The 24817-nt window shown below is 71.0% G+C and carries 18 protein-coding genes and 1 pseudogene; 12 read left to right on the top strand and 7 right to left on the bottom strand.

All coding sequences use genetic code 11. The features are described 5' to 3' along the window. Positions 1 to 109: 109 nt before the first annotated feature. On the bottom strand, positions 110 to 889 hold the full coding sequence (locus ACFXB5_RS25780) for a GntR family transcriptional regulator (protein WP_385211894.1): 780 nt from the start codon (positions 887 to 889) through the stop codon (positions 110 to 112). Between the two features lie 168 nt (positions 890 to 1057). Between ACFXB5_RS25780 and ACFXB5_RS25775 the strand changes: the two genes are divergently transcribed. From ACFXB5_RS25775 to ACFXB5_RS25760, 4 genes are all read left to right on the top strand, one after another. Beyond that, positions 1058 to 1414: a hypothetical protein gene (locus ACFXB5_RS25775; RefSeq protein ID WP_385211892.1), complete on the top strand. Its 357-nt coding sequence runs from the start codon at positions 1058 to 1060 to the stop codon at positions 1412 to 1414. Beyond that, positions 1414 to 2724 (top strand): FtsK/SpoIIIE domain-containing protein, encoded by a 1311-nt coding sequence (locus ACFXB5_RS25770; protein WP_385211890.1) that lies wholly within the window; start codon positions 1414 to 1416, stop codon positions 2722 to 2724. Before ACFXB5_RS25775 ends, ACFXB5_RS25770 begins: the two co-directional genes overlap by 1 nt. Then, entirely contained in the window at positions 2721 to 2918 is a 198-nt protein-coding gene (locus ACFXB5_RS25765; protein WP_385211889.1) for a hypothetical protein, read from the top strand. Before ACFXB5_RS25770 ends, ACFXB5_RS25765 begins: the two co-directional genes overlap by 4 nt. Before the next feature lie 275 nt (positions 2919 to 3193). Further along, a complete protein-coding gene (locus ACFXB5_RS25760; RefSeq protein WP_385211888.1) occupies positions 3194 to 4588 on the top strand; it encodes a replication initiator in 1395 nt (464 codons plus the stop codon). A 138-nt stretch (positions 4589 to 4726) separates the two neighbouring features. Here ACFXB5_RS25760 and ACFXB5_RS25755 read toward each other — a convergent pair whose 3' ends face one another. Further along, positions 4727 to 6292 (bottom strand): recombinase family protein, encoded by a 1566-nt coding sequence (locus tag ACFXB5_RS25755; protein WP_385211886.1) that lies wholly within the window; start codon positions 6290 to 6292, stop codon positions 4727 to 4729. A 51-nt stretch (positions 6293 to 6343) separates the two neighbouring features. On the opposite strand from ACFXB5_RS25755, the gene ACFXB5_RS25750 reads away from it, so the two are divergent. After that, positions 6344 to 6511 carry a hypothetical protein gene (locus tag ACFXB5_RS25750; RefSeq protein ID WP_385211923.1) on the top strand — a complete coding sequence of 56 codons (168 nt, stop codon included), beginning with the start codon at positions 6344 to 6346 and terminating at the stop codon, positions 6509 to 6511. 133 nt (positions 6512 to 6644) lie between these two features. On the opposite strand, the gene ACFXB5_RS25745 is transcribed toward ACFXB5_RS25750, so the two are convergent. The 4 genes from ACFXB5_RS25745 to ACFXB5_RS25730 form a co-directional block, all read right to left on the bottom strand. Further along, positions 6645 to 7517, bottom strand: a complete 873-nt coding sequence (locus ACFXB5_RS25745) for a Bro-N domain-containing protein (protein WP_385211884.1) — start codon at positions 7515 to 7517, stop codon at positions 6645 to 6647. Between the two features lie 118 nt (positions 7518 to 7635). Beyond that, entirely contained in the window at positions 7636 to 8484 is an 849-nt protein-coding gene (locus tag ACFXB5_RS25740) for a hypothetical protein (protein ID WP_385211883.1), read from the bottom strand. Positions 8485 to 8675: 191 nt separating this feature from the next. After that, positions 8676 to 9926, bottom strand: coding sequence for a metallophosphoesterase (locus tag ACFXB5_RS25735; RefSeq protein ID WP_385211881.1), 1251 nt, complete (start codon positions 9924 to 9926; stop codon positions 8676 to 8678). 231 nt (positions 9927 to 10157) lie between these two features. Next, positions 10158 to 11258: a LacI family DNA-binding transcriptional regulator gene (locus ACFXB5_RS25730; RefSeq protein ID WP_138914833.1), complete on the bottom strand. Its 1101-nt coding sequence runs from the start codon at positions 11256 to 11258 to the stop codon at positions 10158 to 10160. Between the two features lie 405 nt (positions 11259 to 11663). Between ACFXB5_RS25730 and hisC the strand changes: the two genes are divergently transcribed. The 6 genes from hisC (at position 11664) to ACFXB5_RS25700 (ending at position 22971) form a co-directional block, all read left to right on the top strand. Next, a complete protein-coding gene (gene hisC / locus ACFXB5_RS25725) occupies positions 11664 to 12743 on the top strand; it encodes a histidinol-phosphate transaminase (RefSeq protein ID WP_385211879.1) in 1080 nt (359 codons plus the stop codon). Positions 12744 to 13023: 280 nt separating this feature from the next. Then, on the top strand, positions 13024 to 14649 hold the full coding sequence (locus tag ACFXB5_RS25720; protein ID WP_385211877.1) for a cytochrome ubiquinol oxidase subunit I: 1626 nt from the start codon (positions 13024 to 13026) through the stop codon (positions 14647 to 14649). Positions 14650 to 14677: 28 nt separating this feature from the next. Next, positions 14678 to 15679, top strand: coding sequence for a cytochrome d ubiquinol oxidase subunit II (cydB, locus tag ACFXB5_RS25715; protein ID WP_385211875.1), 1002 nt, complete (start codon positions 14678 to 14680; stop codon positions 15677 to 15679). 19 nt (positions 15680 to 15698) lie between these two features. After that, complete coding sequence (gene cydD / locus ACFXB5_RS25710) at positions 15699 to 19703, top strand: thiol reductant ABC exporter subunit CydD (protein WP_385211873.1); 4005 nt, start codon at positions 15699 to 15701, stop codon at positions 19701 to 19703. Between the two features lie 510 nt (positions 19704 to 20213). Continuing rightward, entirely contained in the window at positions 20214 to 21920 is a 1707-nt protein-coding gene (locus ACFXB5_RS25705) for a GAF domain-containing protein (RefSeq protein ID WP_385211871.1), read from the top strand. A 214-nt stretch (positions 21921 to 22134) separates the two neighbouring features. Continuing rightward, positions 22135 to 22971 carry a hypothetical protein gene (locus ACFXB5_RS25700; RefSeq protein WP_385211869.1) on the top strand — a complete coding sequence of 279 codons (837 nt, stop codon included), beginning with the start codon at positions 22135 to 22137 and terminating at the stop codon, positions 22969 to 22971. 70 nt (positions 22972 to 23041) lie between these two features. On the opposite strand, the gene ACFXB5_RS25695 is transcribed toward ACFXB5_RS25700, so the two are convergent. Further along, complete coding sequence (locus ACFXB5_RS25695) at positions 23042 to 23914, bottom strand: HAD family hydrolase (RefSeq protein ID WP_385211867.1); 873 nt, start codon at positions 23912 to 23914, stop codon at positions 23042 to 23044. 175 nt (positions 23915 to 24089) lie between these two features. On the opposite strand from ACFXB5_RS25695, the pseudogene ACFXB5_RS25690 reads away from it, so the two are divergent. Continuing rightward, positions 24090 to 24739, top strand: a pseudogene (locus ACFXB5_RS25690) (LLM class flavin-dependent oxidoreductase); the annotation flags it as partial. Positions 24740 to 24817: the final 78 nt, after the last annotated feature.

Here is a 24817-nt window from a genome sequence, read left to right as displayed (position 1 = left end):
TACTACCTGCATACACGAGGGGGTTCTTGATCGCATGCTGAGCGGCCCTCAATGTGGGGCACCCCTACGCCAAAGCGCAGCGCCCGGTCCTTACCAGTAGTCGTTCGCCTCACGGCGTTTCAACGGCATGTAGTAGGCGGAGGTTATCGCTGGTGACGCGGTAGCCGAGTTGGGCGCGGTCGGCGCTGGCGCGGAGTTCTTCGAGGATCAGCGGGCGGTCGTCCGTGCCGTGGGTGACGCGGGCGGTGTGGAGGATCGGGGTCGCGTCCGGGATGTCCAGCGTGCTGCGCTCGTCGGGCAGCGGCATGCGGGCGCTGACGGTCTCGTGCCAGGTGAGCTTGTGCCCCGCGGCAGTGAGAACGGCATAGATCTGTTCCGGCTCGGTGTCCGGCGCTTCGGCTAGCTGCTCGGCCTGGTCGGCGGTGGCGAACGGGATCAGCACGCTGTGCAGGGCGCGGGTTCCGGTGTCGGGGTCGGTCAGCAGCCGGTCAACGCCGAACAGTGCTTCCCCCTCGGCGAGTCCGAGCAGTGGGCCCGTGATCGCGGTCGTCGCGGTGCGGTAGATGGCCGGAGCCTCGGCCTGCTCCCACGCGTGGTGGCCGGTGCGGAAGGTTGTACCGCTGCGGGTGATGGTGCGCTCGATGGTTACCGCCGGGGCGGGCAGGGCACGGACATAGCTGCCCTTGCCGTGGATGACCTCGATCAGTCCTTCGGCACGGAGTGCGGCGATGGCCTTGCGGACGGTGGGGCGGCTGACCTTGTAGCGCTCGATGAGCTGGGCCTCTGAGGGGAGCGGGCTCCCGGGCTTGTACTCGCCTGCGGCGATGCCGCTGCGGATCTCGGCTGCAACCTGCTGGTACAGCGCTCCGGGCCGTTGGATCTCTCCCATGCCTGGCTCTCCTCGTCACCTGTCGTGTGCGGTTCTGACGTGAGCTGATGTCACTCGTAAGCATAAGTACTTGCCTCCAGCCGTCAAGACAGGCATAGTCGGAACTCGTAAGCACGAGTGACGTCACGTGACGTGTGCGTCTCGACTGGCCAAGGAGGCCCACAACCCATGCAGTCCATACCTGTGGACACATCCCGGCTCGGCGTACTGCGGTGCGCGGTCGGGCCCGAACCGAAGATCGCGGATTTTGAGAGCAAGGAGGTCAAGAAGGACCGGGATGGCAACACGGTCTACACCGTCGCCGTGACGGTGCGGCAGGACGGGCGTCGCGTCTCGGTGATCGAAATCGCCGTCCCCGGAGAGCCCAAGGGAGTCGTGGAGGGCTCTGAGGTGCGGGTGACGGGCCTGGAGGCGTTCGCCTGGGCCATGGGCGACCGTCACGGCATCAGCTTCCGCGCGTCGGCCATCACCCCTGTACCGGCCTCGTCGGCAACGACCTCGGCGGGCAAGGGCGGTGGTGCCTGATGAGTCAGCTTCTCCTCCCTGCCGTGCTGGTGGCGCTGGCCTGGACGGTTGCGCTCGCCACCCGTCGGCCGGAGCGGTGGCCTCACTGGCGCTGGTACCTGGCCGGGTATCCGCGTACCGCGCTGCGGGTGATGGTCACCTGGCGCAAGGTCGCTCACCTCAATGACCTCACCGTCTCCCACCAGTCCAATCGGCGCCTGCTGGGTGACCTGGCGGTCAAGGGCGACCCCTTGCGCACCCATGCCCCGCGCTGCTCCATCCCCCGTCCGACACCAAACGGGCTGTCGGTGCGGGTGCGGCTGCACGCGGGTCAGACCCCGGCCCCGTTCCTGGCGGCGGCTGAGGCATTAGTGCATGCCTGGCGGGTGCACGCGGTGCGGATCGTCTCCCCCGAACGCGGCATCGTCCTGATCACCGCGACGGCCCGTGACCCGCTGGAACACCCCGACCGGCCCACGGGTGAGGTGTCGGCGTCGCTGCTGTCGGCGGTGGTCGGCGCACTGGAAACCGGTGGGGCGTGGGTGATGGACTTCCGCCGGGTGCCGCACTGGCTGATCGTCGGCGCGACTCGGACGGGCAAGTCCACGCTGATCGCCCGGCTGATCACCGAACTCGCTCCGCAACCTGTCGCCATCGTGGGCATCGACTGCAAAGGCGGCATGGAACTGGGCCTGTTCGAACAGCGGCTCTCGGCCCTGGCCACCTGCCGCAGCCAAGCCGTCGCCGTACTCGGCGCGCTGGTGGTCGACGTTCAGGACCGCATGCGCACCTGCCGTGCGGCCGGGGCGCGCTCCATATGGGAGCTGCCGGAGAAGGAACGCCCGGTGCCCGTGGTGGTGGTCGTAGACGAGATGGCCGAGCTGTACCTGACCAACGGGACCAGGGAACAGCGGGCGGAGGCTGAGCAGTGCTCGACCGACCTGCTCCGCCTGGCGCAACTCGGCGCAGCACTCGGAGTGCATCTGGTCGTGGCCGGGCAACGCGTCGGCTCCGATCTCGGACCGGGAGTGACAGCACTGCGGGCTCAGTTGAGCGGCCGTGTCTGCCACCGGGTCAACGATCCGGGGACGGCTGAGATGACCCTGGGTGATCTGAACAAGGATGCCGTGGCGGTGGCGCAGTCCATCGGGGAGGCCGAACAGGGCGTCGCCGTGACCACCGGTGATACGGGCGGCTGGATGCGCGGGCGGTCCCACCTGACCACCCCCGCTGAGGCCCAAGTCACGGCGGCTGAGTACGCGGGGCTGGCGTTCCGCCTGGCTGGGGTTGCCCGTGCTCTGCAAGACCTGGACGGCGGTGAAAGCGCATGAGCGAATCCGCCGCTCTTCCCCTGGCGCTGCTGTTCGGGCTCGCCACGGTCCTGCTCATCCGCTCCCGCGAGGTGCGGTGGTGGGAAGCGCTGTTGATCGGCCTGTTCGGCATGTACCTGGGCCAGACACCGGTCATCTTCACCGCCGATGGCCTCGTGAACTGGCTCCTGTCCGGCTTCGCCCACAACGGCTAGACACCCTCGGGAGGCCCCACCAGATGCCCATGCGTCGTGTTCGCTGCCCTGTCTGCAAGGGGGAGCGTTACCGCAGGACCCGCACCGGCCGTCGGCGGCGCTGCCGCTGCTGCCGGGGCACCGGCACCATCCGCTAACCCACCCGACCTGCTCACGAACGGAGTGATCGCCATGGACGACACCCACCCATCCACATCCGTCCGTGCCGCTGCGGCGGCCCACCCTGGGAGGTCCCCACCATTACCGCCGAGATCACCTCGGCTGACAGGCGCGCCGTGCTCGACCGTGCGGCGCGCCTGCGTCAGCTCTCCGAAGTTGACCGAGACTTGATCCGCCTCGTCCAAGACCCTCGCTTCGGCCGCTGGATAGAGCAGATCACCGCTACCGGCGGCTGTGCCCGCCCGATCCACCTCACCGGCTCCACCACCACCCGCGACACGTTCACGGGCGAGGTACTGCACCACTACGACACCCGGAACGAGCCTGGCGAACGGCTCATGATCCGCTGCCGCAACCGCCGCCAAACCGTCTGCGCCCCCTGCTCCCGCCTCCACGCGGGCGACACCTTCCACCTCGTGCGCGCCGGACTCGTCGGCGGCAAGACCATCCCGGTGGACGTACGCGAGAGGCCCCGGCTGTTCCTCACTCTCACGGTCCCGAGCTTCGGCCCCGTCCACCACGTCACCGCCGACGGCCGGCGCTGCCGACCTCGACGCGATGGCGGAGAGTGCGAACACGGGCGTCCTCTCGGCTGCCCGGCCGTCCACGACGCAGACGACCCGCTCACAGGCCAGCCGATATGCCCCGACTGCTACGACTACCCGGCACATGTCCTCTGGCATGCGCACGCGGGACGGCTGTGGAAGGCGTTCACCGACAACCTCTACAACCACCTCGCTGCCCGAGTCGGCCGCACGCGTACCGGCCTGCGGCGCAGCCTGCGCATCTCCTACGCCAAGGTCGCCGAGTACCAACAGCGCGCGGCGGTGCACGTCCATGCTGTGGTGCGGCTTGACGGTGCACGCGGGCCGGATGATCCGCCCCCGGCCTGGGCAACGGCCGACGTGCTCACGCCCGTGGTCCGCACCGCCGCTGCGGCCGTACGCCTCCGCACCCCCTACAGCGCGACCCTAGGGGAACACGAACTGCGCTGGGGCGCCGAACTCGATGCCCGGCCGCTCCGGGCCTTCGGCAGCGGTGAGAGCCTGGCCGATGACGCGGTGGCCGCGTACGTCGCCAAGTACGTCACCAAAGGGGCCACCGACACCGGGGCCGGACTCGATCACCAGATCACCAGCCCAGACGACATCGCGGCGGCCCCCGTGTCGGCACACGTTCGCGCCCTGATGTACGCCTGCTGGCGCCTCGGCGGCCTGGCCGAGCTAGAACCGCTCCGGCTGCGCGCCTGGGCTCACACACTCGGCTACCGGGGGCACATCCTCACTAAGTCACGCGCCTACTCCACGACGTACGCGGCACTCCGCGCTGAACGCGCCAACCACATGGGTCACGCCGACATCCCCGCGGCGGTCACCGAACGGAACTGGCGCTACGTCGGCTCCGGCCACACATCCGGTGCTGCACTCGTCGCTGCCGGAATCGCCGAGGACATCGCCCAGAACCGCGCTGCCGCTCTCGAATTCCTTCGGTCTGGGGGTGATGCTGTCTGAGCACTCCTCCGAGGAAGCCGAGCAGAGTGGATAGGGAACAGGCGGCAGTACGCGTGTGGATCGACCGACAGCTTTGCGAGTCTCCCCCACTCACCGATGATCAGCTACGGAGCGTGGGGGAGATCCTCGGACTTCAGCTCATTCGGAGGTCCGCCACACAGGCTTGAGCAGATCCGGATCGAAGGTCTTGTTGCCCTTCCCGCCCGGTACGGCGATCACGGCACTCAAGACCTTCTTGATCGCCTCACGCTTCTGCGTGAGCGTCTTCGACTTCCACGACTTCCTGACGTCCTCTTTGGCCTCTTCGGCCTCCGCCTTCAAAGCCTCGTGCGCCTTCTCGTCGGCGCGCAGTTCCTTGATCCGCCGTTCAAGGACAGGGAGGTTCCGGAAGAACGCCTCATCATCGATGTCCGTGTCTTCGTCATCGTGCCAGCGGCGTTCAAGCTCCTTGCGGCTCTTTAGCGCGCGTTCCAGCGCATCGACCTTGTCCCAGTCCGGTACTTCCTGGGCCTTGGTCGCGGCGTCCCGTTCCAGCTTGGCGATCACCAGTTCCTCGATCGCGTCGTCTGTCCTGTCACCACGCTTGTAGGTCTTGTTGCAGCCACCGTCCACGGTCTTCTTGCACATGTAGGCGTGCTTGTACTTGAGCCAGTCGTTCGCCTTCAGCCCGATCATCTTGTTGTTGCAGACCGTGCCGTCCTCCAACACGTTGCCGCAGCGCAGGATGCCGGTCAGCAGGTACTTGTGGACCAAGCCACCGCGCGGCATGCCAGTTCCGCCACCGCGCTCCCTGATCTTGGCCGTGACGGCAAACCACTGCTTCGGTGTGATGATCGCGTCCCACTCGCCCACGATCGGCTGTTCATCGCCGTCGCGCACAAGCTCACTCTTGATCTCGCGGTATCCACAGAGCCGTGCGTTCATCAAGACCTGCTTGACGGTCTGGTACTGGAAGGGATTGCCCCGGCTCGTGATGAACCCGGCTTCCTTCCACTGGCGCGTGATCTCCGAGATTGAGGCACCCGCGATTACGTCGTGCACAGCCATCCGGATCGCGTCGGCCTCCTCCTGGCGCAAGGTGACCTTGTCGTCCTCCCACCCGAAGGGACGCCACGCCGCAACGGCCTGTCCACGGATGGCCCGGCTGCGGTGGCTGTTCCGGCTTCGGCGCTGTTTCTTCCTCGTCTCGCTGAGGGACATGGCGACTCCGACAAGTCCCTTGATCTCGAACCCTTCGGCGTACAGGTCCTGGATGCCGTTCGAGTCGTGGTAGACGCGGCCCTCGTGTGAGGTGAACGCCTTCAGGTACCGTTCCCAGTCGCTCGGGCGCCGGTACAAGCGGTCGTCGTTCACGGCCATGACGCCGTGGATCGGGTGCCCCTCTGGCGTCGCTCCTGCCGCAAGGTCGGCGAGCAACTGTTCGAAGTCGTCGCGAACAACGCTCTCCTTGCTGGCGCTCTTGTCGTTGTCCGTGTAGCGGTGGACGATCAGCCACCCGAAGCTGCGGGCGCTCTCGGTCATGTCCCGGTGCTGGTCCTCGATGCCGTGGGCGTCCTTCACTCGGCCGTCGAACGAGATCCGCGCGTAGCAGACCACGCACTTTAACTCCGGGTCGGCGGCCAGCATGGCGCGTACTTCCTCGACGGACGGCACCCCCTCGGGTACACCCCGCAGCTTGCTGACGACCTCTTCCCGCTTGCTCACCGTGTTCCCCCTCGGTCCGTTGAACGGGCTACTGGAACGACGGTAGCGCATGTGGAGTTTCTAATAATGCTCTACTCGATGAAGATCTCCCAGGACATCCGCCGCGAGCACGGCGTCGCGATGGACGCGGTGGAGGCGGAGGCTGAGGCAGGCATGGCCCAGAAGTCCAAGGAGTTCGCGGAGGCGGGCAACCGCGTGTATCTGCCGATCGCGGACTGAGGCGCGGACGCGTAGGCCGAGAACGCGGGTGGAACCCGGCAAAGCGGCGCCTGCGGATTGAACCAGGCGATATGCTGCTGGGCGGGTCCGAAGCCGCAACTTGTATTTGCGACTTCGGACCCTCTCCATGCCGCTACGCGGGCGGAAGCTCAGCCACGTAGACCGGGTTGCCGCTGTCCGTCAGCCCGTTCTGACGGATGCAGCGGTGCTTCTGGAGAAAGCGCAGACAGTCGTGCACCCGCTGCCGGGTGAGCCCCGTCTTGGCCGCGAGCGTCTCCAGTGAGTGGCCGACCTGGCCCGCTTCCGCCAGCGTGGGAAGGATGTAGACGGCCACCGCCCACACGTCCTCGGTGATGCTCAGCCGGTCCTTCCACTGTGCGAACAGGTTCTCCGTCCTGAGCCTCAGCTCCCGCTTGTCCGGCTCGGGCTCTGCGCCCGGTCGGCAGCCCAGCGCGTCGAGGATCTGAGACCAGGCCTGCTCGGACCGGTGCAGGGAATCCAGTACCTCCGTATGGAAGCGCTCGGTCCGCATCTCCAGTCGGACGATCGCGTCCATGAGCTCGCTCGGTGGAGTGGGGCGGGAGATCTCGGAGACCTCGAGCGCGTATGAGCCCTCGCGCTGGACGGTGGCGATCACTCTGGAGACCCACTGTTTGAAGGGCAGGCACGCGGGCTTGGTGCAGCCATTCACCAGGAGGATAAGCCCTTCGAGATCGACGAGCTGCAAGTCTCGGCGCCATTCCCTACCTGCGGGAATGCTGAGACTGTGACTTCCAGTCACAGTCTCAAGAGACTCTCGCCGCTCCTCCGGCACATGGTCGAGCAGAGCCTTTCGCGTCGTGGTGTAGCCGAGCTCTCGGCACACATCGGCAGCGGGGAACCAGTGCTCACCGTTGGGCAGGGTCAACCTTCGGACCCGGGCCCCCGTGGCCGCGTAGACGAAGTCGTTGACGTCCATGGCGTCGTGCCGGGCAGACGGGCCCGGCGGTGTGTTGTGTTTGCGCATCGCGCATCACCTCCACCGAGGACGCTAAACATCACCGCCCATCAATTCCCTCGAATAGGCGGAAGTTCGCTCGATCGGCGGGTAATCGGTCAATCCGAGGACAAACCGCTCGTCAGTGCTAGTCCGGCTGGTGCTCCGGCCCGCCGTAGTCGGGGCTGGTGTAGTCCGGGCTGCTGTAGCGGGGGCGGGCCTTGGGGGCTTCGCCGTCGGTACTGAAGCCGGGGCGGCTGTAGCCGAGGTGCGGGGTGCGGCTGACCGCCTCGGGGCTGATCGGGACGTACGCGGAGGGGGACGGGGCGGAGGGGTTGGCCAGGGCCTCGCGGAGGAACGGCAGGATGCCGCGTTCCAGCAGGGCGTCCCGCCAGACCTCGCGCGCGCGGTCCACCTCCTCCAGCCGCTCGCTGCGCGCCTCGCCGCGGATCGCGCTGGAGCCGTTGCGCAGCGCGGTCAGGAGCAGTCCGACGGCGGCGATCAGGATGCCCGCGGCGGTCAGCGCGGCGAAGAACCAGCCCGCGGTGACCATCGGCTGGGCGATGGACGGGGCCGGGTCGAGGACGTTGAGGACGTAGCCGACGATGAGGAAGATGATCGCGGCGGTGCCGGCGAGCACCGGGGCCAGCACGGCGAGCATGGCGACGAGCCCCGCCCCCGCGGCGTCCTGCATCGCACCGGCGAGCCCCACCGTGCCGTCCGGCTGCTCGCGCTGGCCCACGTCCCCGGCGAGCGGGAAGAGCGGGGCGGGCTCGCGCAGTTTGGCGCGAGTGTCGCGGTACGTCTGATATTCGTCGGCCGCGCATGCCGCTATCGCGGTCGATGCCCCGAGCGCCATAGTGCGCAGCTGCTCGGCAGTGAGCCGCTGCCCGATACCTCTGAGGTCCGGGCGACGGTCCGCGGTGCGCAGTGCCTCGTCGAGAACCCGCTCGAACTCCGGGCGGTCCTCGGTCAGCAGGTGCGGAGCGCTTTTCATGGTGCATCCCCCGATGCTCCGTAGGGCCGTGACGGCCGGCTTTCGCCGGGCAGTCGGGCGGAAACGGAGGAGAGCCTGCGACGGATAAGCCGATGGTAGAGCCGATCCGGCGCGGGGTGACAGCAAGTTTCCTGAATTGCTCCCGCGTCGGTGAAACTCTCTATCTGCCCCGGACAGCGTCCGCTGAATCCTCAGTTCGCCAGGGGAAGTTGAACGACCAGCAGTTTTCCGGCCATGGTGATGCCGCCGTCCATGGCCACGGCGAGATTGTCCGCGTAGACATGCGGGCCCTCGACCGCGGGCGCGCCGCCGTCCTCGCCGTCCTCGGAGCCGACCTCGCCGAGCAGATACGGGATGGGGCTGTGACCGTGGACGACGCGCTCCCCGCCGTAGGTGTCGAGCAATTCGCGGGCCGCCGTGGGCCCGGCGTCCTCGTCGCGGAAGGCGAACCGCTTGGTGAATTTGCGGAACAGGTCCCAGCACTCGTCGGCGTCGCTGCGCTGCAGCGTCTCGGTGACGGTGTCGTTGACGGCCTCGATCGAGTCGCCGTACTCCAGATAGGCGGTGGTGTCGGAGTGGACCAGCAGATGGTCGTCCTCCTCCGCCATCGCGTCCAGCCGGGACATCCACTGGAGGTGGTGGTCCTCGAGCCGCTCCATATCGCTGCGCTGGCCGCCGTTGAGCAGCCAGGCCGCCTGGAAGGAGGCCGTTCCGGCACCGGAGTTGACCGGCGTGTCGCCGAACCGCTTGGCGCCGATCAGCAGCAGCTCGTGATTGCCCATCAGCGCCTTGCAGTAGCCGCCCGCGGCGGCGGCCTCGGCGGAGAGCTGCATGACCAGGTCGATGACGCCGATGCCGTCCGGGCCGCGGTCGGTGAAGTCGCCGAGGAACCACAACCGGGCGTTCCCCGCGGACCAGTTGCCCTTGGCGTCGATCAGGCCCTCGGCGGCGAGCGCCTCGCGCAGCTCCTCGTGGTAGCCGTGGACATCGCCCACGACGTACAGCGGGCCGGGGCCCTCGTCCTGGGCCAGCGGGCCGTCCTCGGGTTCGGGCACCGGGGCGAGCGCCACGGTGGGGCGGTCCTGCGGCGGGACGAGCGGGGTGTCCGGGACGGTGTGCCCCGGGCCCATGACCAGGACCGGGAGCCGCTCGGTCGGGGTGTACTCGGCGGGCAGGGGCGTGGGCGTGTCCGGCGCGGGTGATCCGGGCGCCGGTGCCTCGGGCGCCGGTGCGCCGGGAGCGGGCGCGCCAGGCGCGGGCTCCTCGGGCGCGGGCGCGGGCTGCGGCACGGGCGCCGCGGTGCCCGGCGCGGCGGGCGCGGACCCGGGCGGCACGGCTCCGGGCGCGACCATGCCGGGCGGGGTGTACGCCCCGTACGCGAGCACAGGAGGGATCGCAGCCGTGGTCCCTGCCGTGGCTTCCAGACCGGCCCCCTGAGTCATCGACCCCTCCACCATCACGCCGCCGTGCCACCTTGTGGACCTTGCCTGGTCGACGGCGGTCCGCAGTGTCGTCCGCCCATCATAGGAATGTCCGTGAGGGCTTGTGACGCACCAGGGTGCCGTCAATCGCTGCTCGTTCCTGCTTCGTCGGACTTTTATCCCGGATTGGCCCAGTAGGGGAAGCCCATTGGCCTCAGGTCCTCCTCGGGTAATCCTTGAGTCGCCCTCAGGTCAGCCTCCAGCACGGCTGCGCGGGGCGCTGACCGTCGTACGCGGCGGACGGCGCTGTGAGGACGTCCGCACCATCAATTCGGTGGGTATGACCTGCTCAACGGGCTGGTCGGTGTCAAGGCCCTCGATGGCGTCGATGAGCAACTGGACGACCGCCGTGCCGATCCGGCGGGGTTTGAGTGAGAGGGTCGTGATGGGCGGCTCGGTGGTGCGGTAGACGGTCGATTCGCTGCAGCACACCAGCAGCAGATCGTCGGGGACCCGCAGTCCGTAGCGGCGGGCGGCGGCGAGCAGATCGGTGCCGTTGGGGTCGAAGAGGCCGTAGACCGCGTCGGGGCGGTCGGGGCGGGCGAGCAGCCGGTCGGCGGCGACGGCACCGGCACAAGGATCGTGGGCCGGGTACGCCTCATAGACCGGATCCTGCCCCACCCGTTCGCACCACTGCAGGTACGCCGTGGTGGACAGCCGGGTGTAGGTGTCGGTGGACGTCCCGGTGAGCAGTCCGATCCGGCGGGCGCCGGCCTCGGCGAGATGGTCGAGCAGTCCCAGCACCGCCGCCTCGTGGTCGTTGTCGACCCAGGCGGTGACGGGGAGGGCGCCGGCGGGGCGGCCGTCGCTGACGACGGGGATGCCCTGGCGTAAGAGCTCGGTGACGACCGGATCGTGGTCGGAGGGGTCGATCACCACGGTGCCGTCGAGGGCGACGTTGGACCACACGTCGTGGCGGGAGGTGGCGGGGAGGATGACGAGGGCGTAGCCGCGGGCCAGCGCGGCGGAGGTGGCGGCTCGCGCCATCTCGGCGAAGTAGGCGAACTCGGTGAAGGTGAAAGGTTCATCCCCGTACGTGGTCACGGTCAGGCCGATGAGGCCGGACTTGCCGGTACGGAGCGTGCGGGCCGCTGCGGACGGGCGATAGCCCAGCCGCTCGGCGACCTCGCGGACATGGCGGCGGGTGGCCTCCGGGAGCCGGCCCTTGCCGTTGAGCGCGTCGGAGACGGTCGTGATGGAGACCCCGGCGGCGGCGGCCACGTCCCGGATGCCCGCCCGCCCTAACCGGCGGCCGGCCGACCGGCTCACCTGGTGCTTCCCTGCTGCTGTCATGGCCAGCCGATAGTAGGGCGCGGGTGGGCGGGTTGCGCGATTCCGCCATCGGTATTCGGAAGGCACGTTTCTGCATGAGCGCCTTCCCCAATTCCCTTGGAAGTGAAGCCAGTTGGGGGTTCCACCGGGCCTCTGATCGCCCCTGGCATATCCACGCCTGGTGATTGATACATGTCTCGAAGAGGTCTCAACTCACCTGCACGGGTGATGCGCGCCACGGCGCTCGCCACCGGCGCGCGTGAAAAAGCGGGGCGCTCCCCCCGGTGGGTACGCGGGCGCCGGGGGCGGATACGCGGCGGCGCCCGGCGGGTACGCGAGATGGGGGAATCCTCATAAGGTGTGCAGTATTGCCGTGTGCGAACGCTGTGCACGGCCCGGAACAGGATGGGTCGAGGAGGACTGTCGGTGACCGAGAAGAGCCCCAAGCTGCGCGCCGAGCTGGACGGCATTCCGACGTACAAGCCCGGCAAGCCGGCCGCCGCGGGCGGCCCCCTGGCCTTCAAGCTCTCCTCCAACGAGAACCCCTATCCGCCGCTGGCCGGGGTGCTGGAGACCGCCGCGAACGCCGCCGCCTCCTTCAACCGCTACCCGGACCTCGCCTGCACCGAGCTGATCGCCGAGCTGGCGAGCCGCTTCGACGTACCGCTGGAGCATCTGGCCACCGGGACCGGCTCGGTCGGCGTGGCGCAGCAGCTGGTCCAGTCCACGGCGGGGCCGGGCGATGAGGTGATCTACGCCTGGCGGTCCTTCGAGGCATATCCGATCATCACTCAGATCGCCGGGGCGACGTCGGTGCGGGTCCCGCTGAACGACGCCGAGGAGCACGACCTGGAGGCGATGGCGGACGCCATCACCGACCGCACCCGGCTGATTTTCGTCTGTAACCCCAACAACCCGACCAGCACCGTGGTGCGCCGGGCGGAGCTGGAGCGGTTCCTGGAGCGGGTGCCGTCCGATGTGCTGGTGGTGCTGGACGAGGCGTACATCGAGTTCATCCGGGACGAGCGGGTCCCCAACGGGATCGATCTCTACCGGGACCGGCCGAATGTGTGTGTGCTGCGCACCTTCTCCAAGGCGTACGGCCTGGCCGGGCTGCGGGTCGGCTTCGCGATCGCCCATGAGCCGGTGGCGGCGGCGCTGCGTAAGACCGCGGTGCCGTTCGGCGTCAGCCAGCTCGGCCAGGACGCCGCGGTGGCCTCGCTGCGCAGCGAGGACGCGCTGCGGGAGCGGGTGGACGCGCTGGTCACCGAGCGGGGCCGGGTGTGGGAGGCGCTGACCGCCCAGGGGTGGACGGTCCCGGACTCCCAGGCGAACTTCGTCTGGCTGCGGCTGGGGGAGCGCACGGCCGACTTCGCGAAGGTATGCGAGGCGGCGGGCGTGGTGATCCGTCCGTTCCCGGGCGAGGGGGTGCGGGTGACCATCGGCGAGCGCGAGGCGAACGAGATCTTCCTGCGGACGGCGGAGGCGTACCGCAAGGAGTTCTGAGCCGGGCGGGTCGATCGCCGCCCCCGGCGGGTTGGCCACCGCGCGGAACGGCCGCCGGGCGGAACGCCCCTTTCGGAGCCGTCGAGGGCCCATTGGCAAGGGCCTCGCAAGGGGCTCAACGGCCCTTCCGAGAGGTGCGCAGCATACCCATACGTGTCCCATTCGCCCCCTACCACCCCCGGTGGTAGGGGGCGAAGCCGTGTGCGTATCATTGCTTGTGAATGTGAATACGTTCACAAGCTCGCTCCGCGGGCAGGCACGACCGTAAGGAGAGATTCAGGTGAATCTGGCTCTGGCGCCGGAGACGCTGGCCCGATGGCAGTTCGGCATCACGACGGTCTACCACTTCCTCTTCGTGCCGCTGACGATCTCTCTCGCCGCGATCACGGCGGGTCTGGAGACCGCCTGGGTCCGCACCGGCAAGGAGAAGTACTTCCACGCCACCAAGTTCTGGGGGAAGCTCTTCCTGATCAACATCGCGATGGGTGTGGTCACCGGTATCGTGCAGGAGTTCCAGTTCGGCATGAACTGGTCGGACTACTCCCGCTTCGTCGGTGATGTCTTCGGTGCCCCGCTCGCGATGGAGGCCCTGCTGGCCTTCTTCTTCGAATCCACCTTCATAGGTCTGTGGATCTTCGGCTGGGACAAGCTGCCCAAGAAGATCCACTGTGCCTGCATCTGGATCGTCTCGCTCGGCACGATCCTCTCGTCGTACTTCATCCTGGCCGCCAACTCCTGGATGCAGCACCCGACCGGCTACACCATCGACAAGGCCACCGGAAAGGCCCAGCTCACCGACATCTGGGCGGTGCTGACCCAGAACACCACCCTGGTCGTGGTCTTCCACACGCTGACCGCGGCCTTCCTCACCGGCGCCGCCTTCATCATCGGGATCTCCTCCTTCCATCTGCTGCGGGCCAAGCGCCGCCGGGAGCGCGGCGAGGAGCTGGGCGAGCGGCGGAAGAAGCAGATCGGGGCGATGCGGGCCTCGCTGCGGGTGGGTCTGGTGGTCGCGGTGATCGCGGGGATCGGCACGGCGATCAGTGGTGACCAGCTCGGCAAGGTGATGTTCGAGCAGCAGCCGATGAAGATGGCGGCGGCCGAGGCCCTCTGGGACACCCAGGCGCCCGCGCCCTTCTCGGTCTTCGCCGTCGGCGATGTCAGCAAGGGGCACAACAGCGTCGAGCTGGAGGTCCCCGGGGTGCTCTCCTTCCTGGCGCACAGCAACTTCACCGACTCCGTCCCCGGTATCAACGACATCGCCCAGCGGGAGGCCGACGCCTACGGCGGTCAGCCCGATGACTACATCCCCAGCATCTTCATGACCTTCTGGGGCTTTCGGCTGATGATCGGCTTCGGGATGACCTCGTTCGTCGCCGGGCTGATCGGGCTGTGGACGACCCGCCGCAAGCGGTGGCTGGCGCCCGCGTTCCGCACCGGCGAGGACGAGGTGCCCCGGCTCATGCTCACCAAGAAGAGTGAGATGGGTCCGCTGCTGTCCACCTGGTCCTGGCGGATCGGCATCCTCACGATGGGCTTTCCGCTGATCGCCAACTCCTTCGGCTGGATCTTCACCGAGATGGGCCGGCAGCCCTGGGCGGTCTACGGACTGATGAAGACCGCCGACGCGGTCTCCCCCGGCGTCAGCCAGACCGAGGTGCTGATCTCGCTCGGCGTCTTCACGCTGCTGTACGGGGTGCTCGCGGTGATCGAGGTGCGGCTGCTGACCAAGTACGCCAAGGCCGGACCGGACATCGACGAGAAGCCGCCCGCCAAGGACCCGAAGCTGCGGCTGCCCTCGAGCGGCCCGGGAGGCCGGGGCGGTCCGGGGGGTCCTGGCAGTCCGGACGGCGGGGCCTCCGCCGAGGACGAGGACGCCGACAAGCCGCTGACCTTCGCGTACTGAGGGCCGTAGAGGATCACCGGAGAGAATCATGCACCTTCACGACTTCTGGTTCCTGCTGATCGCCTTCCTGTGGACGGGCTACTTCTTCCTGGAGGGCTTCGACTTCGGCATCGGCGTGCTGACCAAACTGCTCGCCCGCGATCGCACCGAGCGCCGGGTCCTGATCAACACGATCGGGCCGGTGTGGGACGGCAACGAGGTCTGGCTGATCACGGCGGCCGGGGCGACCTTCGCCGCCTTCCCCGACTGGTACGCGACGCTCTTCAGCGGCTTCTATCTGCCGCTGCTGGCCATCCTGGTCTGCCTGATCCTGCGCGGTGTCGCCTTCGAGTACCGGCACAAGCGCCCCGAGGACCGCTGGCAGCGCAACTGGGAGCATGCGATCTTCTGGTGCTCGCTGCTGCCAGCGTTCCTCTGGGGAGCGATCTTCGCCAATCTGGTGCACGGGGTGCCGATCGGCCGGGACGGGAACTACGTGGGCGGTCTGTCGGACCTGATCACGCCGTACGCCCTGCTGGGCGGGGTGGTCACGCTGGTGCTGTTCACCTTCCACGGCGCCGTCTTCGCCGCGCTCAAGACCGACGGGGACATCCGGACCAGGGCGCGGCGGTACGCGGCCCGGCTCGGTCTGGCCACCGTCGTGGTCGCGGTGCCGTTCCTCGGCTGGACGCAGGGCGACAGCGGGAACGCCCGGAGCCTGGTCGCGGTCGTCATCGCCGTACTGGCGCTGGTCGCGGCGCTGATCATGAACCAGCGGGGGCGTGAGGGATGGGCGTTCGGGCTGTCCGGGGTGGCCGTCACGGCGGCCGTCGCGATGCTCTTCCTGGCGCTCTTCCCCGAGGTCATGCCCTCCTCGCTGGATCCGGCGTGGAGTCTGACGGCGGCGAACGCTGCCTCCAGCCCCTACCCGCTCAAGATCATGACATGGGTCGGCGTCATCATGATGCCGCTGATCATGGCCTACCAGGCGTGGACGTACTGGGTCTTCCGTAAGCGCATCGGTACCCGGCACATCCCCGCCGCCCACTGACGCGGGTGCGGTGTTTCACGTGAAACCAATCGACCCCCGACTGCTGCGGTACGCACGGGCCACCCGCTTCTTCCTCGCCGCCTCCGTGGCGCTGGGCCTGGCCGGAGCGGGACTGGTCATCGCGCAGGCGATGCTGATCGCCGAGATCGTGGTGGGCGCCTTCCAGCGGGGCGACGGAGTGACGGCGCTGACGCTTCCGCTGGGGCTGCTGGCGCTGGTCGCCGTCGGCCGGGCGATCGTCTCCTGGCTGACCGAGCTGGCCGCCCATCGAGCCGGTGCGGCGGTCAAGTCGGAGCTGCGGCTGCGGCTGCTGGAGCGGGCCGTACGGCTGGGGCCGAGCTGGCTGGACTCCCAGCGGACCGGTGAACTCACCACCCTCGCCACCCGGGGCATCGACGCGCTGGACGACTACTTCGCGCGCTATCTGCCCCAGTTGGGGCTGGCCGTGGTGGTGCCGGTGGCGGTGCTCGCCCGGATCGTCACCGCGGACTGGATCTCCGCGCTGATCATCGTCGCCACGCTGCCGCTGATTCCGCTGTTCATGATGCTCATCGGCTGGGCCACCCAGTCCCGGATGGACCGCCAGTGGCGGCTGCTGTCCCGGCTGTCCGGGCACTTCCTCGATGTCGTGGCCGGGCTGCCCACCCTCAAGGTCTTCGGCCGGGCCAAGGCCCAGGCCGCATCGATCCGTGCGATCACGGCCGACTACCGGCGGGCCACGCTCAAGACGCTCCGGCTGGCCTTTCTGTCCTCCCTGGCCCTGGAACTGCTCTCCACGGTGTCGGTCGCACTGGTCGCGGTCGATATCGGAATGCGGCTGGTGCACGGCGAGATGGACCTCTTCACCGGACTGGTGGTGCTGGTGCTCGCCCCCGAGGCGTATCTGCCGCTGCGACAGGTGGGCGCGCAGTACCACGCGGCGGCGGAGGGTCTGACGGCGGCGGACGAGGTGTTCGCGGTGCTGGAGCGCGAGCCCTCGGGGGCGGGCGGCTCGCCCGCTCCCGACGCCCGGGATGCCGTGCTGGCGCTGGACGGGCTGATGGTCCGCCACCCCGGGCGCACCGAACCGTCCCTCGCCCGGACCTCGTGCGAGATCCGCCCGGGGGAGACGGTCGCCGTCGTGGGCCCCAGCGGCGCCGGGAAGTCGACCCTGCTGAACGCCGTGCTGGGCTTCGCGGCGCCGCACGAGGGCCGGGTGCTGATCGGGGGCCGGGACCTGGCCTCCCTGGACCCGGAGAGCTGGCGGCGCCAGATCGCCTGGGTGCCCCAGCGCCCGTACCTCTTCGCCGGGACGATCGCGGAGAACGTCCGGCTGGCCCGTCCGGATGCCGACGAGGAGGCGGTACGAGCCGCCCTGCGCGACGCGGACGCGCTGCGTTTCGTCTCCGCGCTGCCGGACGGGATCGAGACCCGGCTGGGCGAGATGGGCGCGGGGCTCTCCGCGGGCCAACGCCAACGGATCGCCCTGGCCCGCGCCTTCCTGGCCGACCGCCCGGTGCTGCTCCTGGACGAGCCGACGGCGAACCTGGACGGCGAGACGGAGGCGTCTGTCGTCGAGGCGGTACGCCGGCTCGCCGAGGGCCGCACGGTTCTCCTGGTCGTCCACCGCCCGGCACTGCTGCCGCTGGCGGACCGGGTGCTGCGTTTGCCGGGTTCGGGGCCGGGTTCGGGCCGGGGGCCCGGGGGCGCCGCTCCAGCTGGACTGGCGGCTCTGCCCGCGGCTGGGCGCGCGTCGGCGGCGGGCGGCGTCCGCCCAGGGCCGACCGTCGCTCTCGGGTCCGCCTCTCGCGGGGACGTCGTCCGCCGGTCCGTCGAGTGTGCGGACGGGCTTACGGATGCCGAGGCGAGCGTGTCCGCGCCGGACGCGGGCGCGGAGGCGCGGACCGGCTCCGGGGCCGCCGGTTCTGGTGGGCTGTCCTCGCTGTCCGCGGATTGGCCCGGGTCGGTGGTGGACGTCGCGCGCGCGGCCGGGCGCCCGCGTGCGGGGGCGCGCGCGTCCGTGTCGGAGGCGTCTGCGGGCGTGGGGCGGACGTCCGCCGCCGCGCACGAGCTGATGGCGGACGACGGATCCGGTGGGCGGCTGGGCGCCGCGCGACGCGGGCCGGATGGTACGGGCCTGGTCACGCCGGATGGTACGGGCCTGGTCACGCCGGATGGCTCCGCCGTGTCGGACGCCGTGAGCGCGTCCCACGGCCTGGCCGCGTCCCACGGCCTGGCCGCGTCCCACGGCCTGGCCGCGTCGCACGGTTCGGCCACGCGCCCCCGCCGGGGTGCTTTGGCGCGGGTGCGGGGGGCCGCGCGTGGGGGTCGGGGGCGGTTTGGGCTGGCGTTGTTGCTCGGGAGCCTCGCCCTGCTGAGCGCGGTCGGGCTGATGGCCGTCTCCGGGTGGCTGATCTCGCGGGCCGCGCAGCAGCCGCCCGTGCTCTATCTGATGGTGGCGGTCACCGCGACCCGGGCGTTCGGGATCGGCCGGGCCGTCTTCCGCTACGCCGAGCGCCTGGTCTCGCACGACGCCGTGCTGCGGGTGCTGGCCGAGCTGCGGGTCGCCGTCTACCGGAGGCTGGAGCGGCTGGCGCCCGCCGGGCTCGGCCGGACGCGCCGCGGCGATCTGCTCTCCCGGCTGGTGGCCGATGTGGACACCGTCCAGGACTACTTCCTGCGCTGGCTGCTGCCCGTCGGCACCGCGCTGACCGTCGGCGCGGCCTCGGTGGGCTTCCTCACCTGGGTGCTGCCCGAGGCCGGGGCCGTGCTGGCGGCGGGGCTGCTGGTGGCGGGGGTCGTGGTGCCCGCCGTGTCCGGTGCGCTCGCGCGGCGCGCGGAGCGGCGGCTGGCACCGGCGCGCGGTGCCCTGTCGGCGCAGGTCGTGGATCTGCTCGCGGGGACGGCCGAGTTGACCGTCGCGGGCGCGCTGCCGCGTCGGCTGGACGCGGTGCGCCGGGCCGACGGGGTGCTCACCCGGATCGCCCGGCGGACGGCGGCCGCCGCCGGTATGGGCGCCGGGCTGTCCGCGCTGGTCTGCGGGCTGACCGTGGCGGCCGCGGCGTGGGTCGGGGTCCCGGCCGTGGCGGACGGCCGGATCCACGGGGTGTGGCTGGCGGTCGTGGTGCTGACCCCGCTCGCCGCCTTCGAGGCCGTCGCGGGGCTGCCGCTCGCGGTGCAGCACCGGCAGCGGGTGCGGCGGGCCGCGGAGCGGGTGTACGAGGTGTTGGACGAGCCGCTTCCGGTGCGCGAGCCCGACGAGGCGGGGCGCGAGGAGGCGCCGAGTGCGCCGTATCCGTTGGTGCTGCGCGGGATCACCGCTCGCCACCCCGGACAGTCCGTCCCCGCCCTGGACGGGTTCGGGCTGGAGTTGCGCCCGGGTCGCCGGGTCGCGGTCGTCGGCCCGTCGGGGGCGGGCAAGACCACCCTCGCCCAGGTGCTGCTCCGCTTCCTGGACACCGAGGGCGGCACGTACACCCTGGCGGGCCGGAACGCCGCCGCCCTGGACGGGGACGCGGTGCGGCGGCTGGTCGGCCTCTGTGCCCAGGACGCCCATGTGTTCGACAGCTCGCTGCGCGAGAACCTGCGGCTGGCGCGCCCCGGCGCGAGCGATGACGAGCTGCGCGCGGCACTGGCCGCGGCCCGGCTGCTGGACTGGGTGGACGGGCTGCCGGACGGCCTGGACACGCTCGTCGGCGAGCAGGGCGCACGGCTCTCCGGCGGTCAGCGGCAGCGGCTGGCGCTGGCCCGCGCACTGCTGGCGGACTTCCCGGTGCTGGTCCTGGACGAGCCCGCCGAGCACCTGGACCTGCCCACGGCCGACGCCCTGACGACCGACCTGCTGTCGGCGACCCAGGGGCGCACCACCGTCCTGATCACCCACCGGCTGGCGGGCCTGGACGCGGTGGACGAGGTGATCGTCCTCGACGGCGGTCGCGCCGTCCAGCGCGGGACGTACGCGGAACTGGCCTCGGCCGAGGGCCCATTCCGCCGGATGCTGGAGCGCGAGGCGGTGGAGGGTGGAGTCCTGGTGGGCGCCGGGTAGCCGGGTGTGGGTGAGTGGGTGAGGGCCTGTCCGGCGCGTCTTGACGCCCGTGGCGGGCTGCTCCCTTTCCCACCCCTTCCCGTGACTGCGGCTCCGCCCCAGACCCCGGGGTCCGGGGGCGAAGCCTCCGCCGCGTGGTCCGCCGGACACTCCGTAGGGACTGTCCGGCGGATCATACGGGGCTGGGACACCTGGTACGGCGCTCCTGCGCTGAGTGCTGGTGGGCGCTGGGCACCCGGGCGTGGGTCGGCGGTTGTCCGGCGGATCTTCGCGGGACCCGCGACGCCTGGCATGCGCGCCCCGGCACCGCCGGGAGGCTTCCCCCCGCACCGGACGCGCGGGCCCGCGGCGTCTGCCGCCGGTGCCACTGGCGAGCGGCCGGGCAGGGGCATGAGCTGCCGCATGGGTTGATCTGGGCCCGTGTGGGCCGCCCTACGGCACGCGGCGGCGGAAGCGGTGCCCAGCGCCGACAACAGGGCGTTTACCTGCGGCATTCATTAGGCTCGACGCATGGCGGCCGCTGCCCCCTCCCCCGACCCCCTGGATGTGGCCGCGGAGGCGACCCGCGGTCTGCGGGGGCTGTCCACCGAGCTCACGGCGCGGCTGCCGCGGCTGCTGGAGGCGATGCGCTCGCTCGGCACGGGGCCGGACGCGCACACCGTCCTCGACCGGATCGTCCGTACCGCGGCCGAGCTGGTTGGCGCCCGCCGCGCCGCGCTCGGGGTGCACCACGCCGAAGGCGGCGCCGCCGTGGGCCAGGGCCTGGCCGATGTGGTCATGTACGGCGTGACGGAGGCCGACCGGGAGCGGTGCGCGGAGCTGCTCCCCGACGCACGCCGCGCCGGAACGCCCTCGGCCGCCGAGCCGCCCGGCCCGTCCCAGCCGTCGGGACCGTCTCAGCCACCAGGCCCGTATCTCACCGTTCCACTGCGCGTCGGTGAGGAGATCTTCGGCGTCCTCTGTCTCGCCGAGAAGCGGGACGGCGGTTCGTTCACCGACTCCGACCGGCATCTGGTCGAGGTGCTGGCGACCGAGGCGGGGATCGCCATCGGCCACACCCGCGTCCAGGGGGCCACTCGGCAGCGCGAGCGCTGGATCGAGGGGTCGGTGGCCGTGACCCAGGCGGTGCTGTCCGGCGGGGCCGGGGACGGACCGGCCGTGGTCGCCGAGAAGGTCCGGGAGCTCGCGGACGCGGCGGTGGGCATCGTGCTGCTGCCGGAGGACGGCGGTGATGGGCTGAAGGCCGTGGCGGTGGCCGCCGATGAGCGGTCCGGGCTGCTGGGCGCGGTGCTTCCGGCCCGTTCCCCGGCCGTCCCGAGGCTGCTGGCCGGGCAGCCGGTGCTCATCGAGGACCCGGCCGCCGACCCGCTGTTCGGCACCGGCGTCCCCGGGCGCTACGGGCCGAGCATGATGGTGCCGCTGAGCAGCGGGGACCGGGTGCTCGGCGTGCTGGCCACCGCGCGGGAGCGCGACGCCGACCCGTTCACGGCCACCGAGCGCTCCCTGGCGGCCCAGTTCGCGGCGCAGGCGGCGGTCGCGCTGGTGCTCGCCGAGGCGCAGCGCGACCGGGAGCGGCTCGCGGTCCTCGAGGAGCGTGACCGGATCGCCCGTGATCTCCACGACTTGGTCGTCCAGCGGCTCTTCGCGACCGGGATGCTGCTGGAGAGCGCGGAGCGCCGGTCGGACGCGCCGGAGGTACGGGAGCGGATCGAGCGCGCCGTCGAGGAGCTGGGCGCCACCATCCAGGAGGTACGGACGGCGGTCTTCGCGTTGCAGCAGACCCCGCCGGAGACGCCGCCCGGGCTGCGCGGCCGGGTACTGCGGGAGGTCAGGGCGGCCGCCGTGCCGCTGGGCTTCCAGCCGTCGCTGACCTTCGTGGGCCCGGTGGACGACCTGATCGTGTCGGTGACCGGTGCCCATCTCGTCGCGGCACTGCGCGAGTCGCTGTCCAACGCGTTCCGGCATGCCCGGGCGGAGCGGATCGAGGTGGTCGTGGACGCCACCGCCCGGCTCGCGGACGGACGGCCGGCGGTCCGGCTGACGGTCGCGGACGACGGGGTGGGCGTGCCCGCGGACGGCCGGCGCAGCGGCCTGGCCAACCTGGTACGGCGGGCCGAGGCGCTGGGCGGATCGAGCACCTTCGGCCCCGGCCTCGGGGAGGACGGCCGCGGCACAGCAGTGGTGTGGGAGGCACCCCTGCCGAGCGAGGACGCCTGAGGCGCCGCCGCTCGGGCCGGTGACCGGGCGTCGTGGGGCGGGGGTTGTCGCCCACCCGGCCCAACGGCTCACCTACGCGGTCCAACTATCGGCTTGTCAGGATGCGGACCGCCTGGACCGTGGGTGAGATGAGGCTCGCGGGCCGCTCGGTCCTTCGTATCCCTTCGCACTCCGCGGCAGCTTGTTGGCCCGACGCGGGGAAGGAAGTCATGACGTGAACAGCCAGAGCCCTACTCCTCATCGTTCCCGGACGCGCCGCCGGGTCCTCTTCGCCGCCGTCGCGACGGCGGCGGCTCTGTCCAGCCAGCTGCTGACCATGTCGCCCGCCGCCTCGGCGGATGACCCGGCCGGGTACGGCCGTCCCAAGCCGCCCAAGCCGCCGACCGTTCTCCACGGGGTACAGGAGTTCACCGCGGACGGCACCTTCACGCCGCCCCCGGGGGTCACCTCGGTGCACATCCAGGCATGGGGCGCTGGCGGTGGCGGTGGCGGCGGTGGCGGCGGCAGCAGCACCAACGTGGGCGGGCCCGGCGGCGGCGGCGGGTCCGGCGGCTTCACTTGGTGCGTCATCCCGGTAGTACCGTTCGCCACCTACACGGTGGACCTGGGTACCGGCGGCACCGCCGGTACCGGTGGTCCCGGTGGTGTCGCGACCGGTACCGCGGGTACGGCCGGCGGGAACGGCACCTCGACGACCCTGGCCTCCACCAGCGGGACCGAGCTCACCGCCACGGGCGGTGTCCGCGGCGGTGGCGGTGGCGGCGCCACGACCGCCCCGGGCACTCCGGGCACCGGCGGGACCGGCGGCACCGGCAGCAGCTGCAGCAGCATCTACGCGGTCAACCGGACCGGTGAGAACGGCGAGTCCGGCGTTCCGGGCGGCGGCGAGGGCGGCGACGCGGTCGACGGCATCGTCCAGCTGCCCCCGACGAACAGCAGCGCGGGTGGCAACGGCGGCGCCGGCGGCGCCGCCGGCATCAGCGGCTCCGCGGGCGGCACGGGCGGCAACGGCACCGCGGGCGGCAACGGCTACCTCGTCGTCTTCTGGTAAACCCGGTTTCTGGTGAATCCGGTCAGGAGCACCGTCCCCGGCCGCGCGGCCGGGGACGATGCCGGTCCGCTCACCGCGACAGCATGCGCTCGATGACGGCGGCGACGCCGTCATCGGTGTTGGCGCCCGTGCGGTGGGTGGTCGCGGCGAGCACATCCGGATGGGCGTTGGCCATCGCGTACGAGGTGCCCGCCCACATCAGCATCTCCAGGTCGTTGGGCATGTCCCCGAACGCCACGACCTCCGCGGCCGAGATCCCGCGCTCGGCACAGCACCGGGCCAGGGTGCTGGCCTTGCTGACCCCGAGACCGCTGACCTCCAGCAGGGCGGACGGGCTGGAGCGGGTGAAGTCGCCGTGGGCCTCGGCCACCGAGCGGGCCAGCTGGAGGAAGTCGTCGGGCGCCAGTTCGGGGTGGTGGGCGAGCAGTTTGAGGACCGGCATGTGGGCGTGCGCGAATCCGTCGTGGAGCAGCTTCTCGGCGGGGGCGACGATCGCGCCCGGGTCGAGGTGGAAGGGCGGGTACCGCGGTTCGTAGAAGATCCCGCCGCTGCGCTCGACCGCGAAGGACGTGCCGGGGGCGGCCTCGCGCAGCGCCTCCACGATGGCGAGGGCCCGGTCGGTGGCGAGCGGGCGGACCTCGACCGGCAGCCCGCCCTGGTGCAGATCGACGACGGCGGCGCCGTTGGCGCAGATCGCCAGGCCGTGGCCGTGCACATGGGCGCTGACGACGTCCATCCAGCGGGCCGGGCGGCCGGTGACGAAGAACACCTCGATGCCCGCCCGCTCGGCCGCCGCGAGCGCCGCCACGGTGCGGTCGGAGACCGTCTTGTCGTCCCGCAGCAGGGTGCCGTCGAGGTCGGTGGCGATCAGCCGGGGCCGGGCCGGGGCGGGGCGGAAACGCTCTGGGGCCGGGGTGTTCGGCCGGTCGGTCGCAGGAGTCACGGCAACCATCCTCCCGCATATGCCACTCATCGGTGAGGGCCCGTGCTCGGGTGGGCCTGCTCGAGCGGGCTTCTCGTCGGTGCGGCTCGGTACGTCTCGGTGCGGCTCGGTACGGCTCGTACGGGTCGGTACGGGTCGGTGCGGCGTTGTCACACCCACCGCTTAGGCTCGCGGTATGCGAGTGAGCACCGTGATCCTGCCCATCCACCGCTGGTCCGAGGGCGGCCGGACGACATGGCGGCGCGCCGAGGAGCTGGGTTTCCACGCCGCGTACACCTATGACCACCTGTCCTGGCGCAGCTTCCGCGACGGCCCCTGGTTCGGGGCGGTCCCCACGCTGACGGCGGCCGCCGCGGCGACCTCGCGGCTGCGGCTGGGCACCCTCGTCACCTCCCCGAACTTCCGGCATCCGGTGACGCTGGCCAAGGAGCTGATCACGCTGGACGACGTGTCCGGCGGGCGGATCACGCTCGGCATCGGCGCGGGCGGCTCCGGCTTCGACGCGACGACGCTGCTGCGCGGCGGCGAGGAGCCGTGGTCGGCCAGGGAGCGGGCGGACCGGTTCGGCGAGTTCGTCGAGCTGCTCGACCGGCTGCTGACGCACGACGCGGTGACGTACGAGGGCACGCACTACAGCGCGTACGAGGCGCGCGACATCCCCGGCTGTGTGCAGCGGCCGCGGCTGCCGTTCGCGGTGGCCGCCACCGGTCCGCGCGGGCTGCGGCTCGCGGCGCGGTACGGCCAGGCGTGGGTGACCACGGGCGATCCGAAGACCTCCGAGACGGGCACCCCGGCCGATTCGCTGGCCGCCATCGGCGGCCCGAGCGACCGGCGGGGGAAGGCGTGCGCGGGGGCCCGGCGGGACCCCCGCGGCCACCACAACAAATTTATAACCGGCTTAAA

The sequence above is a fragment of the Streptomyces sp. NPDC059455 genome (assembly GCF_042750115.1).
Lineage (GTDB): Bacteria > Actinomycetota > Actinomycetes > Streptomycetales > Streptomycetaceae > Streptomyces > Streptomyces endocoffeicus.
The sequence above is the reverse complement of the archived record's forward strand: the minus strand, read 5'-3'. Positions and strand labels throughout refer to the sequence as shown.

Bases quoted from the DNA above. Each gene is read 5' to 3' on its own strand.
- ACFXB5_RS25735 (WP_385211881.1), bottom strand. From the start codon at position 9,926: ATGACTCAGGGGGCCGGTCTGGAAGCCACGGCAGGGACCACGGCTGCG.
- ACFXB5_RS25765 (WP_385211889.1), top strand. From the start codon at position 2,721: ATGAGCGAATCCGCCGCTCTTCCCCTGGCGCTGCTGTTCGGGCTCGCC.
- ACFXB5_RS25745 (WP_385211884.1), bottom strand. From the start codon at position 7,517: ATGCGCAAACACAACACACCGCCGGGCCCGTCTGCCCGGCACGACGCC.
- cydB (WP_385211875.1), top strand. From the start codon at position 14,678: ATGCACCTTCACGACTTCTGGTTCCTGCTGATCGCCTTCCTGTGGACG.
- ACFXB5_RS25770 (WP_385211890.1), top strand. From the start codon at position 1,414: ATGAGTCAGCTTCTCCTCCCTGCCGTGCTGGTGGCGCTGGCCTGGACG.
- ACFXB5_RS25740 (WP_385211883.1), bottom strand. From the start codon at position 8,484: ATGAAAAGCGCTCCGCACCTGCTGACCGAGGACCGCCCGGAGTTCGAG.
- ACFXB5_RS25730 (WP_138914833.1), bottom strand. From the start codon at position 11,258: ATGACAGCAGCAGGGAAGCACCAGGTGAGCCGGTCGGCCGGCCGCCGG.
- ACFXB5_RS25775 (WP_385211892.1), top strand. From the start codon at position 1,058: ATGCAGTCCATACCTGTGGACACATCCCGGCTCGGCGTACTGCGGTGC.
- ACFXB5_RS25780 (WP_385211894.1), bottom strand. From the start codon at position 889: ATGGGAGAGATCCAACGGCCCGGAGCGCTGTACCAGCAGGTTGCAGCC.
- ACFXB5_RS25705 (WP_385211871.1), top strand. From the start codon at position 20,214: ATGGCGGCCGCTGCCCCCTCCCCCGACCCCCTGGATGTGGCCGCGGAG.